General features: G+C 59.5%; 1 protein-coding gene. It reads right to left on the bottom strand.

Annotated features, from left to right (window positions below; translation table 11 throughout):
* Position 1 precedes the first annotated feature (1 nt).
* Positions 2-16342 (bottom strand): hypothetical protein, encoded by a 16341-nt coding sequence (locus tag CVU60_08850; protein ID PKN41857.1) that lies wholly within the window; start codon positions 16340-16342, stop codon positions 2-4.
* Positions 16343-16365: the final 23 nt, after the last annotated feature.

Here is a 16365-nt window from a genome sequence, read left to right as displayed (position 1 = left end):
GCTAACTTCCTTGTACTATCCCTTGTAAAAAAAGCTCATAATAATGCAGCCAGTTTAGGGCCGATTCCGTGGGCAGGAATGCCGGATCATAAGCGAAGCGCAACACGATCCCCTCCGCATCATACGCCGCAAAGCAGCTCAGGCCGTGACGGTCGGCGGCGGGCATGCTAGGGCAATCCCCCTCCTCACGGAACGTGAACGCGATGTCCGCGGACGTGGCCGCATCCTTGACATCTTCTGCCTGGGCCGTGGCCACCCTCGCGGCCGTGAGACAGAGCAGATCCTCGAACTCGGTATCCTGATCGATGCAAAACGCAACAGGCCTGGACGAGTCGAGATCGACAACGATTTCGCTTTGCGCGGTGACGCGGCACAGAAGCGCGCCGAAGGTCGTAAAAAGAACTGTCGAGACCGGAGTGTTTTTATTCCGGGCAAACTGTCTGATCGCGCCGCTCAGTTCGTCACCCAGGTGTTTCTGCACCGACCCCTCGGCTTTCTTGCGCCGGGGCGAATGCGTAAAATCCACGGCCCTGCTTGTGTCGACGGAAACCATAAGCTCAAGGATGCGCATGAAATCCTCGGACATCCCGACGATAGTGTCCTGACTGAAGAGGTCCGCGTAATATTCAAGGGCAAAGCTTATCCTGTCGCCCGTATCGCTGCCGAAAATAGAGAGATCGGCCTTGCTGGCGGGATTTTTGAAACGCAGCGTTTCAAAGAGGCCCTGCTTATCTTTCCCGAATTCGAAGTTCATGTAGGAAAGAATGATCTCCGACAGAAGAGTCCGGTCCAGGCATAGCGGAGGATGCAGATCGGAGAGCAGATTGTTCAGAATGTAGGACTTGTGTTTGAGGGCTTCGTTGCTCACCTTCTGGTTGTCTTTGAGCACATCCCGCAGGGGTTTTCCGCTGTCGACGCTGAGCCGCAAGGGGATCAGGGAAGCCAGCATTCCGGCGGTATTGAGGTACCGTTCGCGGCTGTCGACAGTTATGGCGATGACAAAATCCTGAGCCCCCGAATACGAATGAACGAGAATGCTCCAGGCGGAAAGAGCGATGTGGTAGTTGGTCACTCCTTCCCTGCGAGCCAAGTCCTTGAAGCCCGCCACGAGCGTATCTGGCAGTTCGAACTCATGCACGCCGCCGCGATTGGTGTGCGTGGCCGGACGCTTGAAATCCGCTGGCAGGTCCGTTTCAGGAAGATCGCTGTCGAACCGGGTCAGCCAGTACTTTCTGTCGTCATCGTTGGGGTGGGTGTATTGGTGCCAGGCGAAATCCTTCTGCTGCAACGCGACCGGTTCAAGTTCCATGTCATGATACAATCTGAAGAGCTCCGCATTGAGGAGAGATATGGTGCGGCCATCCGCCAGGGCATGATGTATATCAATGAACAGGATGAATTCGGACTGGCCGGCGATCAGAAGCTTCACCCTGAAGAGCTCCCCTTTTTTCAGATCGAAGGGCTTTATGAGAGAATCCTTCCGGGCAAGGTCGCAGTGCATCTCCTGCAGTTCAAACCCCTCGAAAGGATGGATGATCATGTTCGGATGCTCCTCGTCAAAATCGCAAAAGGAGGTCCGAAGCACCTCGTGACGCAGGATGAGCTCGCCGATGGCCTTTTCCAGGCGCTTCTTGTCCAGATCCCGGGGGAGTTTCAAAAAGAGCGGCAGATTATACCCGGTATGCTCATCGCTGAGCAGGTCCGCGTACAGGATCGACAGTTGCTCGCGGCCAACAGGGTATTTGTCGCGCTCTGGCGCGGGAGTCATGTCCTTTTTGCCGGTGTCGCCCTTCAATACCTTGGCCAGGACCCCGTCCATGAATTCGCCGATGGTCTGGCTCTCAAGCAGGTCCATGACGCTGACGCTGACGCCAAGCGCCTCCTTTACGCGCGTAACAATGCGCGTGCCGGAAATGGAATCCCCGCCGAAGTCAAAAAAATCGTCTTCCCGGGACAACTCCTCCTCATATCCGAGGCAATCCCTGAAAATATGAAGGATCTCCGCCTCGCCGAAATGGCCGTGCGTTTCTTTTGATTCAACCTTGGGCAAACTGAACCCGGAAAGCCGGAACCTGGACACGTCCTCATCGGACATCGCCACCGCGACCAAGGGCGCGCCGTTTGAAAGCGCCGCGCAGAGTACCCCGAAGGCCTGTTCCGGCGCCAGGGAGAAGCCCTCGACGTCCGCATTCATGCGCGCGGCCATGCCGACTTTGGACCAGGCGTTCCAGCAGATCGAAAGAGCGGGCAGTCCATGCGCGCGGCGATACAGGGCAAAAGCGTTGAGGTACGCGTTGGCCGCCGTGTAGTCGCTCTGTCCGGGCGCGCCGACCAAGGATGTCCGCGAAGAAGCCAGGATGAAAAAGTCCAGGTCATCGTGCAGGGTGCCTTCATGAAGGTTCCACGTACCCGTCACTTTCGGCGCGAGCACCTCCCCGTACGTTTCCTGCTTCTTGGCCAGCAGAAACCCGTCACCGGCTACCCCAGCCGCATGGATGACGCCCGTGATCGGCCCCAGATCCCTGCGGATTTCGGCGAGGACTTCCCGTACCCGGATGCGGTCGTTGACATCGCAGCAGTAGGAGGCAAAGGGCAGGTCCGGGTCCTTTTGCGCCTTGCGATGCAGCAGCACGACCCTGGCATCCGTTTGCGCCTCGATCCGCTCCGCAAGGGTCAAGGCCATGCCCCCCTGCCCACCGCTCAGCACAACGCAACCCCGCATGGCCGTGATATCCGGCGACGTGGGAACCTTTGCCAGTTCCGGCAGGCAGACGCTTCCATCGCCTTTAATGAGGCAGGCTCCGTCAATGCGACCAAGATTCTCACCGAGGGTCCGTACCGAGGCCTCGGTCACGGCCTCAAGCTCGACATATGCACCGCCGAGGAGGGGTTCCTCCTGCTTCAGGGCGAGCAGCATCCCGTGGGCCAGGGCGTCCGATGGGACCTCGTCATGGTTCGCGAAAACTCCACTCCCGACCACTGTCACATGCAAAGGAACGCCAAGCCCTGCCCGGCAGAGTTCCTGTAACTGGCTGCAAAAGGCCCAATGAGAATTGCCGGGGGACGGGAGATAGACGATCTGGGAAAGCCCGCTTGCAAGGATCTCCCCGGCCAGCATCTTGCGCTCTTCCGGCAGCTCGGACAGTTCGCGCCTAAAATGGGTGAACGCAGCCAACGCGTCGCAAACACCGCCGCCCGTACCGCCAAGCAGCAGAATCTTGCCGCCCTGGGCGGCATCGCTTTCAAGCTGCGGCAGTTCGGCCTCGATCCACTGGAGTTCATAAAGCTCCGCCACGGACCGGACTGCCTGCAGGGACAAAAAAACAAGGCCGCGCATCTCAAGCAAAACATTGCCCGAAAGATCAGTGATCGTGCAGTCGCCCGAGATCAATTGCGCGCCCTTCTCCTGCACGACGACTTGGGCGAAGATGTCGGGCGGCAGGGGTTTGTATAGTCGGATACTGCCGCAGCGCGCCGGCACGAAACCAGAAACCTCATGCAAGGCAAGGCTCGCGGCCAGATCCAGCATGGCGGGATGCCATTTGAAGGTGCTCAGGTCCTGCCGGAATTCGTCGGGCAGGGTCAACCGCGACAGCAGTTCCCTGCCGTTGCCGGATACCCAGAGAGCTTCGCGGCAGTCCCATCTTCTGCTGATGCTGATGATCGACTGCCCTGCTCCCCCCGCAACGGACTGCATGGCATCGCGGAGGGCTGCGATATCGAGCCCGGGAGGCTGGGCATGCACTCCGGCCGTCTCCCTGCTCGGCACCTTGGCGCTGACCGCCACATGCCATTTCCCGGCGTGAAAATGCTGCAATCGGACCACGCGTTCTTGGTCCGTCTCCTCCAGGAGCAGGACAGCCTGATCCCCCTCGGCCCAGCTCACCGGCCTGTGCCAGACCAGATCATCGATGCCGGGGGGCACATCTCTGACAGCTTCGCAGATGAGGTCTACGACTCCCATGCCGACCAGGGTCGGAACGCCGCCCAGGACATGTTCTGCCACAGGCCAGAAGTCGGGTCGTCCCAAGGACACGGAGAAGGCTGTTCCGGCCGGGGTTGCCACCGGGCCGGACAGGAAGGCGGTCTTGAATCGGGGCCACAGCGTGCTTCTTGAGAACGGGGTCGCGGGCAGATGGATTCTGTGCAGGAGTCTGTCCTCGGGCCACACCAGCCTCTGGCCACGCAAAAACTCCATCCCGGCCTCCTCGGCCTGGGCGCGTGTCTGGAATGCCGCGCCGGGCACTCCGGTCTTGAGGGGCCGCGAGACCCTGACGGGCGTCAGTTCCCCGCCGAGTTGGTCAAAGAGCTCCTCTCTCGACGAAGCCACAATCACGGTCCGCACCTCCAGATGCTCCCGGCCCGCGACAAGAGTGCCGGCAATGGCATGCAGCGGCCACCCGGAGTTCCCGGCCACGGCATCGCGAACCAGCAGGCTGTATTTCCTCAGGTCGTCCTCACTGGACGCGGATAGGGGGATGCAATGCCATGTGCCGTCGTCCTCGGGCAGGTCTGCCGGGACATGTTCCCTGACCACGACATGCGCGTTGACTCCGCTCAAGCCAAAAGAACTGACCCCACCGGCCAGGGGTCGACCGGAACGCGGCAAGGACTCCAGCGTTCGCGCCACGCGCACGGGCGCGACCGCGAAATCGATGTGCGGATTGGGGGTTTCGAAATGAGGCTGCGGCGGGACAAATCCCTTTTTCAGGCTCATGACGGCCTTGGCCAGGCCAAGGGCTCCGGCCGCCGCGTCAAGATGGCCAATGTTGCCTTTGACCGAACCGATGAGCGCTTTTTCGGCCTGCTCTTTGCCTTCGAAGGCAAAAGCCTGTGTCAGCCCCTCCACTTCCACGGGATCGCCGAGGACCGTGCCAGTGCCGTGGGCCTCGAAAAAATCCACCTCCGTCAGGGAAAGGCCGGCACTCCTGGCGGCCTGGGCGATGACTTCCGCCTGAGCGCCGGGGTTGGGCGCGGCCATGCTTGAAGATTTTCCGTCCTGATTGATGGCGCTGCCGACTATGACGGCATGAATGGGATCGTTGTCCCGCAGGGCCTGCTCGAGAAGTTTGAGCACAAAAACAGCGGCGCCTTCCCCTGCCCCGACGCCGTCAGCCTTGGCGTCAAAGCTCCTGGTCCGGCCCGAGCCGGACTCTATGGTGAAGGTCGCGTCGCCCTTTACCGGCAGGTCTATGATGTGCGCTCCTCCGGCCAGGGCGACGCAGCTCTCCCCCGTGCGCAAACAGTGGCAGGCATCGTGGACCGCCGTCAGTACCGAAGAGCAGGCTGTGTCGATGGTCGCCGCCGCGCCGGTCCAGTTCTTGAGATAGCTGATCCTGCCCACCACGTTGGAGGGGACGTTCAAAAGATACGTCTGCTCGGCCTGGTCCGGGAACGCCCGGGTGACGGCGTCCTGAAAGAGACGGTAGGGGCTTGCGCCGACAAAGGTTCCAACGTTCCTGTTTTCCAGAGACGCCCCGCCGTAACCGGCGTCGTCTAGTGCCTGCAGAGCCGTTTCGAGGAAGATGCGCTGCCGAGGTTCGAGCATGGCCGAATCGCCCGGGGACATGCCGAAACGCTTGTAGTCAAAGGACGAAATGTCCGACAGGTAGGCTGCTTCCCGCAGCCTTGCGGCATCGAAGGCAAAGCCCACAGCCTCGAAAATCTGCCGCACCTCGGTCTGTCTCCTGGCGGGCAGAGGCATGGTCTTGTCGATGCCCTGGGCCAGATCCGCCCAGAAGCTCTCCAGGTCTTCGTAGTCCCCAAGGCGCACAGCCATCCCGATGATGGCCACAGGGGCGTCAAGCGCCGCCCTGGGAAGATCCGATTCCGCGGTTTTCCGAATTTTCGCAATGTGTTCGGCCTGCTCCCGGATGGTGCTCTCCGAAAAAAGTCCAGCCAACGTGAAAACATCCTTCCATCTCAGATCCAGGAGCGCGTGCAGTTTGACCAGCAGCAGGGAATTGCCGCCCACTTCGAAAAATCCCTGATCGATATCCAGGATTTCCAGTTCAGGCATGACCTCACGCCAGATTCCCCTGATCTCTTCATGCAGCGCCGTGACCTCCCCAACGCCCCGTGGCTCCGAAGCAAGCCTTCTGCCTTGGAGCCGCTTCCGGTCGGCCTTGCCGGACGGGCCAAGCGGAATTTCATCCATCACACGAAAGATGGAGGGCCACATGTAATCCGGCAGCAGCGCCCCAAGCTCCCCCCGGATTTCAGACAGCACCGGCACTTTGCCCGGGTGCGGAAGCAAAAAGGCCTCCAGGGCATCGTATTCCCCAATCCTGGCAACCCTGACTACAGCCTGGGACACGTCCGGGCAGCGGCTCAGAGCCCCTTCGACCTCTCCAAGCTCGATCCTGAAACCACGAATCTTGACCTGATCGTCGTTTCTGCCCAGGTATTCGACATTGCCGTCTGGAAGCCAGCGTCCAAGGTCGCCGGTACGGTACATGCGGTCGCCCGGATGGAAAGGATCGGGCAAAAAGCTCGCCGCAGTCAGTTCCGGCCTGTTCACGTATCCGGGAGCGACCTGGACACCGCTGATAAAAAGTTCCCCAACGACCCCAATGGGCACCCTCCGCCCCTGCCCATCAAGCACGTGGAGCCGGGTGTTGCTCACGGGCCGCCCGATGGGCACGACGCTTCCGGCATGTTCCCGGCACGGATACCAGGACACGTCGATGGTCGCCTCGGTGGGCCCGTAAAGGTTGTGGAGCTCGCAGGAGAACACGGCCCTGAAACGCGTCACGAGATCGCAGGTCAAGGCTTCCCCGCTGGTGAACACGTACCTGAGGCTCGCAAGCTTGTTCGCGTCTTGCGGACGCGATTCGAGATGATCCAGAAAGGCCCGCAGCATGGACGGCACGAAATGCAGAACAGTGACCTTGCGGGCGTGAATGGCCTCGACAATTTTTCCTGGATTCTTTTCGGCGTCCGGTTCCAGCAAGGCAAGACGCGCGCCGACCCATGACCACCAGAACAATTCCCACACGGACACATCGAAAGAGACCGTGGTCTTTTGCAGAATGACATCGCCTTCGCCAATGGGAAATCGCGACTGCATCCAGAGTATGCGGTTGATGAGACTGCGGTGCTTGATAGGCACGCCCTTGGGGCGGCCGGTGGAACCGGAAGTGAAAATGGCGTACGCGATGTCATCGGACCCAGTGCCCGCCGCTTCAAAATTCCGGGCCGGACAACCGCCCATGTCGGGTGTCAGCACGGGTTGGCCCAGACCGGCGAACTTTTCCGCAAACCCGGGGGCGCTTACGACCACGCATCTGCCAAGATCCTCGAAAATCGAGCACAGACGGTCATCAGGGAGCGTGACGGAGAGGGGCACGTACGTTGCTCCGACACGCAGAACTGCAAAAATCGCGACCATCATCTCCAACGACCGCTCGAAGCAGACCCCGGCGTAATCCCCCCGGGAAAGTCCGGCCGCCCTCAGATGCGCAGCAAGGGCGGATACCTTCGCGTCCAACTCATCATAGCTACAGGACCGGCCGGAAACCTCCTCCAGAGCCACGGCGCCGCCGCTCCTGCGGACTTGGGCGCGGAAGCGGCCGTCCACGTCGCCTTGTATATCGAAGGGCTCGGCCGTGTTGTTGAAAGCGTCGATGCGGGCCTGCTCGTCTGGCGGAAGAATGCCCAGATCGGACAAGGGCACATCTTCGCCCCGCAGCACTTCATCCAGAAGCAGCAGGAGACGCTGGCCCATGAGCCTTACGCTCTCTTCCGTGAACAGCGCGGTGCAATATTCCATGTGCACCGCGAAACTCCCATCCTGCCGCTCTTTGAAGTAAAAACTGAGGTCGAATTTGCTCCTGGCGTGCGGCAACTCCAGCGGCTGCATGTGAAGAGGTTTCTGGCCGTAGTTGGACCAACCCGCGTCCTCCAGGGCGACAAACACGTCGAAAAGGGGGTTGCGAGCCGGATTTCTGTCCACCGCAAGCTCATCAAGCACTTTTTCAAAAGGACAGGACTGCGCAGCCAGGGCATGCTGAAAAATCCCCTGCACATCACGCACGAGCGCTTCAAATCCCGCTTGCGACCTGAGCGTCGTGCGCACGGCCAGGGTATTGACGAACAGTCCGATCATGTTCTGCACCTGCACCGACTCACGGTTCGCCGCTGGACAGCCCACAACCAGGTCGGCCTGGCCGGTGTGGCGGTACAGAAACGTTTTGACCAGGGCCAAAAGCACCGGAAAAAGCGTCACCCCCAGTTGCGACGCGCAGGATTTAAGGCCCTGGCTCCGCTTTGCGTCCAGATCGAAAACCACAACCGCGCCTTCGAAACTCTGCGCGGCCGGTCGGGGATAATCGAGAGGCAATTTCAGGCTTTCCGGAAGGGGCAGCAGGTTCCTTGCCACCGCCGCAAGCCCTGTGAACTCCTGTCTGCGCTCCCAATCCACGTAGCTGGCAAAGTCAAGGTCCAGCGGCTGCCAGCCGGGCGAAGAGCCGCCTAGCACGGCGGCGTAGGCCTGATTCAACTCCCTCAGGAAAATTTCCGCCGACCAGCCGTCGAAGATGATGTGATGAAAACGGAGCAGCAGGACGTCTCCGGACGGGGCGTCATGAAACAGCGCAACACGGACCAGAGCCTCCTCCGGGCCGAAATCCATGGCTTCGTCCGCAAGCATTTCCGCAGACCAAGGACGCTCCATGCATTCAAGCTTCAGGCTGCCAGGTGAAACCAGCGTCTGTTCGGGTTCGTCGGAAAAAACGCGCAGCCGCAAGGCATCATGACGGCTTTCGAGCAGGAAAAGCGCCTTTTGCAGTGCATCGGTGTCCACGGGTATGCCGATTCGCGCGGCAAACGGAATCTGGTACGCAAGGCTGTCGCCGTGCAGTCTCTGCAGAAACCAGATTCGCCTCTGCCCGGCGGACAGGGGAAACCGCTTCCCGGAGGCCACCTTGGGCATGTGGACGGATGAAAACGACGCGGAGCGGACAAAACCGGCGAGAGCCCTGACATTTGGGTGCGACAGGATGTCCTCGATGGTGACCTGCACGGAAAATCTCTTGCTGACCTGGGCCAGCACACGCATGGCCAGGAGGCTGTGCCCGCCAAGCCGGAAGAAGTCAGCCTCCGGGGAAGGGACCGCGCACTTCAGGACGGACTCGTATATTTCAAGGACCACGCCTTCGATGTCATCGTTTGGTTCATGCGCAGCCGGTGAAAATTTGGAAAAAGCGGCGAGGGGCCGGTCCGGCCCGGGCACCGGGGCATGCACGCAGGACCCGGTCCGCACTGTCCCAGCACCTTCAAGGCAGTCTTCCAGGACTCGGCACGAAACGTCCTCATCCACGGAAAGGAAGCGCATCAGGGCATGCAGCCCGTCGCTTAGCCCGTTGACCCGCTCGTGTTCCATCCTGGAAGGATCGTAGAGGAAGCGAAAACGGATTCTTTCGCCGGGAATGACGGAAATGCCCAGCGGATAAGGTATCTTTTCGAAGCCGTGAACCCCCAGAAGCTCCAGCTGCCCGTCCCGAAGCCGGGTTTCGAAGGGATAGTTCTCGAAAACCATGAGATGATCGAACAGATCCCGGCCGATCTCGGCCAGCGGCAGATAGCCATGCCGCATCTGGTTCAGGCCCTGGTCCTTCACCGTGCCCAGGAGGTCCCCGAAGGAATTTGCCCGCGTCCATCGCGCCCGCAACGGCAAGGTCTGGATGAACAGGCCCACGGTCCTGTCTATGCCCGCAAGATCTGCCGGACGGCCGGAGGTCACGACGCCGAAGGCCACATCCCGGCAAAGGCCGTTTTCCGCACTGAGGACGATGGCCCAGAGCGACTGGATCAGCACGGGCAGGGTCACGGAGCGGGAGTTGGCCACCATGCGCAGTTTACGGCTGAGATCCGCGTCCAGGACCAATTCCACGGCGACAGGATCGACGACAATCCCGGACGGTTTTATTTTGCATATTCCCGTCAGAGGGCCAAAACCCTCCAGCAGCGATTCCCAGTATTTCCTGGCGGAAATTTCGTCGAAGCGGGCTCGCCAGCGCCTGTAGCCCGACAAGGAGACAGGGTCCGGCAGCGTGAACTGCGAGCCGTTTTCGAGGCTGTCATAAACGGTGAAAAGCTCCTCCAGAAGTATCCCGATGCACCAGCCGTCCATGAGCAGATGGTGACAGCACCAACCAAACGCGAAAGTCTCGCCGTCAAGCCTGCAAAGCTGCATGCGCAGGAGCGGGCCCGTATTCAGATCAAAGCCGCGCGTACGCGCCAGAGCCGACATGTCCTCCTTTTTCGCCACCGCCAGGGAATGCGGGAGATGGGAGAGATCGGAATATTCGACGGTCGCACGGGCCTTGAGAAGCACCAGGCGGTAGAACTCGCCTTCGCAGGGCATGGGGAACAGGGAGCGCAAGTTCTCGTGCCTGGAAACGACCATGGTCCAGGCCTTCATGAGCAAAAAATCGTCGATGGGGCCTTTGAAACGAAACTCGATCTGCTGCGTGTAAACGCTCCTGTCCTCCGACAGGTACTGGTACAGCATGGGTTCGTGGGTCGCATCGGGGGGCAGGATGTCGCCTATGTCCGCATCCTCGCAGCAGCTGATCTCAAGGATTTTCTCCCGGACATCTTCCGGCAGGACCGGGATGCAGGCCGGGAGTGTCCGCAGCACGGTCATCCAGCGGTCGAGCAGTCCCTCCACCCAATCGGGACTCAGAACCTGCGCGCTGAAATACGCGCCGAGGTTGAGCGCGCCCGATTCGTCGAAGAACACGACAAGCTCAAGCGGGTTCTTTGGCTCGAAGTCGGGATGCAACAGCTCCGGAATGTTTCCGGGCATGGCCAAAACAGGAAGCGGCGTGAAATCCTGGCCGATTTCAGTGAAGAATCTTCCGAAGTAGTTGAAGCTTATCTGCGAATCACAGGTGAAAACTTCGGGATGCGCGTCCCTGAGATATCCGTAGGCGTTGCAGCTCAGGGGGCTTAAAAACCGCGTCATGTCAAAGCCCATCACCCGCTCGGCTTCCTCCACGGTTGCGGCGGGACGCAGGGGCAGCGGACACACCGCCGTGAACCAGCCAAGGCTCCTGCTCATGTCGAATCCGGGCAGCAGGGTGTCCCGGCCATGACTTTCCAGGGTGACGAATACCGTTTCCCGCTGACCCTGCGCATGGAGCGCCACGGACAAGGACCACAGAAGCTCCGACCGCACGGAGCGCGCATAATCGGGGCGAAAGCCCTGGAGCTGCTTGAGCGTGAATCCCCTCTCCGAAGCCAGGTCCTTGCGTTCATCGCGCAGGGCATGAATCGCGCCCGTGCCTGTCGCGCAAACCGCTCTCCAAAATGCATGGTCATCCAGGGAGGGAAAGGTTCCCTCGTCCACCAACTTCCGTACTTCGACGGCCCTGGTAGCTACGCCGTGGACTTCGCCGGGCCTTTCCCCGCCCCGGCAGAAGGCGATCAGATCCTGGCGCAAAATGTCCAGGGAAACGGCGTCGAGCACCAGATGATGCCCGACAAGCACCAATAATTTCCGGTCGCCCAGCTCCGCCAGACCTGCAGCCAGGGTCGCGCCCAGTTCCGGATCAAGGCCCGCGATGACGGTCCGCACGACCTCACGCAGCACGTCCCGCTGCTCAGCGCCCGCGTCAAAGGCGCAGCTCGCAAGGGCAATCGTCCGAGGATCCCGGAGCACAACGGCGTACCCGTCGGCAAAGGAGAGCCTGAGCGCCTCGTACCTTCCCGGCAAAGTCCCGAGCCAGTCCTCGATCTTCGCCCGATCGACGCCGGGCCCCATTTCCATGGGCAGCGTCATGAAGAAGCTTTTCCAATGGCCGGGGTGGCTACGCAGGAAGAAGGCTTGCAAGGGAAGCAGCGGGACCCGCTGCCCGGCCGCTACGGGTGCGTAGCCAGGGGCTTGGGCGTCAGCAGGGCCGCCAATCTCTTCAAGCAACCGGCAAAGATCGGAAAAACGCGGTATGCGCAGGAAATCCGCGGCAGAGAGCGCCGTGACCTTGCCTCGGTGCAACAGGCCGACAATCTGGATGGCCTTGATGGAATCGCCGCCATCCATGAAAAATTCGCTTCCGTCGCCGGCTTCGGAACCAAGAATCGTCGTCCAGGCATCCGCCAGGATCTGCAGATTCCCTCTTTGCGAGACGTCGCCGCATTCCGTGGCGATGTGCTTTGAAAACTCCCACAGGAGCGACTGGCCGTTTCGAAAGAAGAGTTCATCATACTCGAGAACGACCCTGGAGCGCACGCCGGTCTCGAGGGTAAAGCTCCCCGTGAACTTGCTGGCCTTGAGTTCCGGCTCCAGCGAGTGGACGGCAAGCCCTCGCGCCTCAATATTCTCGACATGGGCATGGGTCGCAAGAATGTCCGTGACCGGACTCCCGCAGCGACTGTGCGAGATCGCCTCCTTGAACTGCGCCGCGACGGCCCGTACCGCCGGGACCAGACCTTCCTCGCGGTTTTCCCGGAGGCGCAGGGCTATGGTGCCGACATAAAAACCCGTGGTCTCGAATTCCGTCCGGGTTTCGCGCAGGCCCACGGGAACGCCGACAAGGATTTCCCCGAGGCCGTGCCGCTTGCGCAGAAAACCGCCAAGCAGGGTGGCGAAGCAGCACAGCAGGGTGGTGCCAGCTTTTTCCGCCAGGCGTTGCAGGCTGGCTTGAAGCTCCGGCGGCAGCTCAATGGCGGCCATGGCCCCCTTTCTTCGCGGGGATGGATGTAGGGCCGTGGCTGGCGGAGCAAAGACCCTGTCCCAATAGGCCTGGTCCATCTTCAATTCGGCGGACCGCAGGTACGCGTCCTCCCGGCGGCAAAACTCCGCCTGCGTGGCCAGGAGCCCCTTGGCGCCCACTCCCCCGCGCACGTATTGCAAGGCATTGGTGAGCAGAATCTCGATGCTCTCCGCATCACCGGCAATATGATGCACCAGCAGGAGAACCTGCAGGCTGCCTGCAAGCCTGGCGATCTCCACCCGGACCGGAAGTTCGGTGCGCAGGTCGAAGGGAGTGTGGATACGCTCACCAAAATACCGCTTCGCGGTGACGGAATCCGGAAAATCCGTCTGGCGCACGGGGATTTGAACCGCCTCGTTTCTCAGGAAAAAGGGATTGTCGATCTCCCCGTCCAGCGTGCAGGAAAAAAGCTCCTGATCCTTGAGCGCCCGGCACAGCGCATCGACGAAGCCTTGAGCCCTCTCCCCTTTCACTTCCATCAAAAAAGGCATGTTGTAGTCGACGGTGCCCTCGTTAGCCTGCTGATAGGCCCAGAGCTGGAACTGACCACGGCTCAGCGGAGCCTTGTCGCACCGGCTCGATGATGCCTGCGGCTCGCTGTCGCGCAAGAGTGCTGCCACATCGTACAGGTTTGCGCACTTCACGAAATCGCGAAAAGAGATTTCGACGCGGCATGTGCCGCGGATCTCATGGAGCAGGGTCATGGCCTTCAGGCTGTCCCCGCCCTGGACAAAGAAATCCTGATCCGGGGCGTACGGCTTGCCGAGCACGCGTTCGCAGATTCCCAGCAGCTCGGGGCTGATCTCCGGTTTCTCGGCATTGACCGGGGTTTTGTCCTGAGCGATCCTGAGCAGCTCGTCGCGGTTGATTTTTCCGGTCACGGTCACCGGCATGGCGCTGACGTGACGCCAGATTGAGGGAATCATGTACGCAGGCAGGTTTTCCTTGCTCCAGCCGACCACGGCTTCGACCGTACCGCCGCCATGCAGGACCAGAAAAGCGGCAAGCGTGGGCTGGTCCGACGCATCCCTGGTCGCCAACACGAAGGCCTGGCTGACGGCTTCGCACTTTTCGAGCAAAAACGTCACCTCGCCCAGTTCAACACGGTTTCCCCTGATTTTGACCTGATCGTCGCTTCTTCCGGCGAGTATGATTTCACCATCTTCCGACCAGCTCGCAAGGTCACCTGTGGCGTAAACCCTTTCTCCATTCGCCCAGGGCAATGTCTGAAAACGACTCTGCGTCATCTCCGTGTTCCCGTGGTAACCAAGGGCCAGGCTCGCCCCTCCGATGTGCAGCTCTCCGATCATGCCCGGCGGCAGCGGCGATTTGTCCGAATTCAAGATGTACGCATTGACGTTTGGGATGGGCGTTCCGGAGCTGATGGGCAGGCTGGTCCCCGGCAAAACTCTTTTGATGGAAGCGCAGACACATGCTTCGGTTGGTCCGTATGCGTTGAAATAATGCAGTCGCGCCGCGTAATGCAGCGCGTCCCTGGCGATGGGAGGCTCTCCTGCGGTTATGAGAACACGCAGGCCGGAAATTTCATCCTTGTCGAAGAGATGCAGGTACGAGGGCGGAAATGTCGTCACGGATACCGCGTTTTCTTCCATGTATTTCTTCAGGGCCCACGGATCATGCCGGTATTTGTCCGTCACGGGATACAGGCAGGCTCCGGACAGAAGGCCCATGAAAATCTCGGACAAAGAGGCGTCAAAGGCAGGGGAAGCGAACTGCAGAACACGATCATCACAGGAGAGTCCGAATATTTCGATCTGCCCCTGGATCATGTTCACGAAACCTTCGTGAGGGATAATGACGCCCTTGGGCTTGCCCGTGGAACCGGAAGTATAGATCACATAGGCCGCGTCCCCCGGTGAGAGTTGCTCGAACGCCGTGCTGCACGGGGCATCGTCAAGGAACATGTCGTCCGGATCAATGGTAAAAGCCGCCTGCGCGTCGCTGACGATGTGCCCGATACGCTCCGTGGGCGACTTCGGGTCCAGCGGCAGATAGACGGCTCCGATCCTCATTATCCCGAGAATGATTTCCGGCAGGGCGATGGTTCTTTTGGCCAGGACGGCGACGATGTCTCCCTTTCCGACCCCTTTTCCCAGAAACCACGCGGCACAACGCAATGACCTCTCCTGCAGCGCTGCATAGGTCAAGACGGCCCCGGATTCGTCGCGAACCGCCGGTGCATCGCGGAAAGCCAGGACCGTATCGTCAAAAAGTTCCGGTATCGGCCTGTTCGCGTAGCTTCGCCTCTCGCCCCGCTGCCGGCGCGAAAGTTCCTGCTTCTCCTCATCGAGCAGATAATCAAGGCTGGACAAATCGGAGCACTGCTCCAGTTGGATCGCCAGGTATTCCAGACGCCGTACATACCTCTCGACATCGCGTTCGCTGAAATGGTTGCAACTGCTGCGCACGGTAAGGGAATACCCCTCCATCTCCCGTTCCTGCAGAATGAGGATCCCGAACAGAATGGGTTCCCGGTCGCTGTGGTGCTGCACGACCGTCGTGATATGAAAGTCAGGGTTCCCCGCAGGCATGCTGGGCAGGAAGTTCACGAACGTGTCTGCAACAAAGGCGAAATTCTTGTGGCCCATCTCGCGCATCGCAAGTTGATACGGAGTACGGACGTGACGAAAAAAGGCCATGCTCTGCGCGCCCACTTCCCTCATCACGGATTCGAGGGTGTCAAGTCGGCTAAGATCAAGAAACACGGGGGGAGTTGCAATCTGAGCGCCCTGCCTTGCGCGGATCGACTTGCGTTCTCCAAATGCGATGGGTGTCTGGATGGCGAGCTGCTTCTCATCGCACATGAAGGAAACGATCAGGGCATGGAGCGCCGTGAAATACGCCGCCGGCCCCACGGCGTGCTTGCGCAGGACCGTGTCGATGGATTTCGAGACGTCGTCGGAGAGCACAAATTTCTTATGCCGGGAATGACCCAGGACATCCGCATGGCCCGGAAGGGACCTGAAAATTCTTTTCTCCGGCATCGCCTCCAGATGGTTTTTCCAGAATTTCAGATCGCCGGCTAATTTCGACGATTCGAAATGCTTTTTGTCCTGTGCATAATTTTTCAAAAAAAAGTCATAATCTTCGACAGATACGTCTTCTCCACGCTTAAGAGAGCTGTATATTTCTGCGATCAAATCCACATGAAAAAAAGAGGCAAGCCCATCAATGACAAGATGAGAAAATTTTATTGCATAAATGCACTCTGACTGACCAATATGAATAAGCGCAAAACGAGATGGATGTTTATCCACAGGAGCTTCAAAAAACTCATCAAGATATTTCTTAGCTGATGAGGATGGATCGTGATGTGATGAGGCATCATAAAAATTTAAAACAACACCATTACATTCGTTGATATCGAAGTATGGATCTTTTTCATTAAGATGAAGAGAACATCCAAGCAGTGGATTTTGCCGCAATGCAATATCAATGGATTTTTGAAGAATCTTCGGGCAAAGTCTGTTGCTGACCCAAAATATTCCCCTGATCGATACTTCGTTATAATCTGAAGCCGATGCTTGACCGGATAGCCATATTTCTTTCTGACAACTCGTAAAAGAAAGAATTTTCAGCTCATCGCTGATCATAGCGTTCTCCATGAAAGTCTATTCCGCAACATATC

The sequence above is a fragment of the Deltaproteobacteria bacterium HGW-Deltaproteobacteria-18 genome, assembly GCA_002841885.1.
Classification (GTDB): Bacteria; Desulfobacterota; Desulfovibrionia; order Desulfovibrionales; family Desulfomicrobiaceae; genus Desulfomicrobium.
This window is presented reverse-complemented; position numbering and strand designations above follow the sequence as displayed.